The organism is Curvibacter delicatus NBRC 14919, assembly GCF_001592265.1.
Classification (GTDB): Bacteria; Pseudomonadota; Gammaproteobacteria; order Burkholderiales; family Burkholderiaceae_C; genus Hylemonella; species Hylemonella delicata.
On sequence record NZ_BCWP01000080.1, the window covers coordinates 1 to 3,225 of the forward strand.

4 protein-coding genes are annotated in these 3,225 nt (G+C 56.1%); 2 read left to right on the top strand and 2 right to left on the bottom strand.

Translation table 11 applies throughout. The features are described from left to right. On the bottom strand, positions 1-549 hold a 549-nt coding region (locus tag CDE01S_RS17810), incomplete at its 3' end, for an IS110 family transposase (RefSeq protein WP_157077205.1). A 479-nt stretch (positions 550-1,028) separates the two neighbouring features. On the opposite strand from CDE01S_RS17810, the gene CDE01S_RS17815 reads away from it, so the two are divergent. Together CDE01S_RS17815 and CDE01S_RS19285 are read left to right on the top strand one after the other, a co-directional pair. Then, positions 1,029-1,775, top strand: coding sequence for a GntR family transcriptional regulator (locus CDE01S_RS17815; protein WP_084382989.1), 747 nt, complete (start codon positions 1,029-1,031; stop codon positions 1,773-1,775). 109 nt (positions 1,776-1,884) lie between these two features. After that, complete coding sequence (locus tag CDE01S_RS19285; RefSeq protein ID WP_169802290.1) at positions 1,885-2,079, top strand: inositol monophosphatase family protein; 195 nt, start codon at positions 1,885-1,887, stop codon at positions 2,077-2,079. A 194-nt stretch (positions 2,080-2,273) separates the two neighbouring features. Here CDE01S_RS19285 and CDE01S_RS17825 read toward each other — a convergent pair. After that, positions 2,274-3,225 (bottom strand): LysR family transcriptional regulator (locus CDE01S_RS17825; RefSeq protein ID WP_245636223.1); only part of this gene is annotated, 952 nt, incomplete at its 5' end.

Consider the following 3,225-nt stretch of genomic DNA (forward strand, 5'->3'; position numbering starts at 1 on the left):
GTCCGGGGAATCGGGGGAAGCCCAATCCTCGGGAAATGGCATTTCGTCGACCGCCTCAACTGTCAATTCTTTGATTTGATTGCTGGTCATGCGCGCCCCATACTGACGAGCCGTGATGTTTTCGACTGCCAAAATGTGCCTGGTGCGGCTTTGCACAAGCTGCATGCGTTTTCTGGCCAGGTCACGCACAGCGCGGTGTTCAGGGGGCAGAATGGTTCCCGTGGGCAGAATTCCCAGTCGCAGCAGATGGGCAAGGAAGCGTGCATCGGTTTCGTCGCCACTGTGCTTGAGCCCTGCGTATTTCTTGATCGCTGTCGTATGGGCCAGGTGCACCGTAAAGCCGGCTTCCTTGAGGCCGTCGACTAGCCAGTACCAATTGAATGTGGATTCAACCGCAACCCCTGCCAACTCTGCCTGCCAAGGCTTCATAAGCCCAATGATCTTTTCAAGATCATTGGGTAAACGCCTCTCGGCGACGACGTGGTCTTCCGCGTCGACCACCGACACCACGCTGTTGTTCGAATGAAGGTCAATTCCGCAATATTTCATCTCAGCCTCCAGGTTGGTTAAAGCAAGTTTGCGAGCTCACTTTAGATGTAACACCTACCGCGGAGGTAGGATGCCGGCTAGATGATTTTCAAAACCGCATTTGGCCAAGGCGCTGTGCGTGGATCTCGCACAGATCGTCAAGAAAATGACGCTGCTGGACGGAATACCTCATCGGCGGCAACAACGCGAGGTCATGGCAACAAAAAGATATACTTCCGCAAAAAGCGAGTTGTTGTTGGGTTGTTGACCTTGTCGCGAACATTTTTCTACGGAACGCTCGAACCAACTTGAGCTTATGCCGTTGATTGGTGCAACAACACATGCCCAAGTTTGCGTGGACTGTGGAAATGCGGCGGAGGTATGTGGTGGTGTTACATCGTGGAAGAACTGAATGTCTGAAGGGCATGGAATCGACAGTATTATGAAAATCGGGCATATTAATACCCTCGTCAATCAGTTGACCGTCGTGATCCACAAGCATGCCTGATTCTTCGCTGGCTGGTCGATCGAGCATTCCTGTGCTGTACCGCGAAGTTAAGCGCCATTTGATTGCCGAAATTCAGTCCGGCCGAGTTGCCCCGGGCGGTGCCCTTCCCAACGAGAGCGAACTTGCCAAGCGCTTTAACGTGTCCATTGGCACGGTACGGCGTGCGGTGGATGAGCTGGTAGCCGACAAGATACTTATACGGCAGCAAGGTCGCGGGACCTTTGTCGGCCGGCAGGACCGTGAACGCTTCATGTTCCAGTTTTTCAAGATTGTCGGACGCGATGGGTCACGCGAGTTTCCGCAGGTGAGGCTGCATGCATTTACCAAATCTCGCGCTACACCTGAGGAGGCGGAATTCTTGGCATTGCACGGTACACAGCCGGTCTATCGGATTGACAACGTGCTATCGCTCAAGGGGCGGCCAGTAGTTCACGATCGCATCGTCATCGCCGCGACGCTGTTCCCAGGGCTGACAAAAAGCGTGTTCGAGCAGCGGAGCGGCACGATTTATGAGCTTTATCAAACCGCCTTCGGTGTGACGGTGGTAGGGGCCGACGAGCGCATGCGGGCGGAAATTGCTGATGCGGTCAGCGCAAAGTTGCTGGGCCTGCCGGCGGGTGCGCCGGTGCTTCGTATTGAGCGAGTAGCACTTACTTTCGACCAGAAGCCCGCCGAGTACCGCGTCTCGGTGGTGGATACGCGGGAGTTCGACTACGTCTCGCGCATGCAGCAGGCATGAGCCCGCGCGAGGCGCGAGCGCATGCCTGCGCACTGGCGCAGGAGGCGGTGCAGCTGCTGCGTGAAGGTGCGGGGCAGGCGCACGCCGTGCACCACAAGGCGCCCGGCGACTGGACCAGCGAGCTGGACTTGCGCATCGAAGACCATCTGCGGCAGCGCATCGCCAAGACCTTCCCCAATCACGTTGTTTCGGCGAAGAAGGTGATGCGAATGGCACCAACAAGAACTTTGTGTGGCTGGTGAACCCCATCGATGGCAGCATAAATTTCATGCGCGGGGCTACCCGCAGTACAGCGTGTTGTTAGCGCTCTGGAGCGCGATGAGCCTATTGCCGCCTGGTAACCACCACTTTGCCGGGTGCCGCCTGATGGGCGGTCTCGGCCCGAGAGATGTCCTTGGTATCAGGGGGCGCAATACCACCTGTAACCAAAAGTGCGAATTCAGGCTGTACCTCTTTTGATTAACGAATCGCCCAAGAGTCGAAATGTCGGCTGAATGCTTATCGCCGAGGCCGTCCTTTGTTGTCGATGAAATACTGTTTGATCGCATCGGTGAAGCCCGTTCGTGTGTGATAGGTGCGTTCGAGCAGACCCACGTCGCGCTCAATCGCAACGCAAGGCAAAGGGATGATCATCAGCCCGCGGTCCCTTGGCCAGTCCACGTTCGCCAGCTTGGGGACTATCGCAATGCCAAAGCCTTGGCGCACAATTTCCATAATGGCCTCAAAGGAATTGAGTTCCATTGCATCGGTCGGGTTTACATTGCACTGCCGCAAAACCTCGCTTACCAGATATCCGGTCCAGGTATTTCTGTCGAAGCGGATAAAGGGACATTTGCGGAGCATCTCGAGCGGGTCGGCAGATAGATCGAAATGCGGATTGCGCGGTGCGATCAACACCATGGATTCGCGGTATAGCGGTGTCCAGATCAGATTCGACGGCAGCGCATGCGGCGACCGGATCACCACAGCCCCGTCCAGTTGGCCATGTTCCACTTTGCGCGTGAAGTCGTCGGACTGGCCGGCAAGCAGTCGCACCTCCAGACGCGGATATTGCTTTTTGATAGTCCATAGCGCATCCGCAAAAGAACCCATCAGCGCCGAGATGAGCGCGCCCATCACCACCGTACCCGATAGTTCGTCGGTCTCTGTGTCGGCCGCAAGCGCCTCATAACGAAGCACCAGATCTTCAATTGCCGGAACCAACTTGCGGCCGGCTGTGTTCAGCACCACCGTCCGCGCGGTGCGATCAAACAACTGCTGGTTTAACTCTTCTTCAAGGCCTCGTATCTGCAGACCAATGGCCGCTGACGTCAGGCCAATCTCATGCCCCGCCGCAGCGAAACTTCCATGTTTTACCACCGCGAGAAAGGTTTTAAGGGTCCGAACTGAGCGCATCCTTGTCTCCAGGTTTTGTGATTTTTTGGATTCAGCCGAGACAGTTTCGAGATAA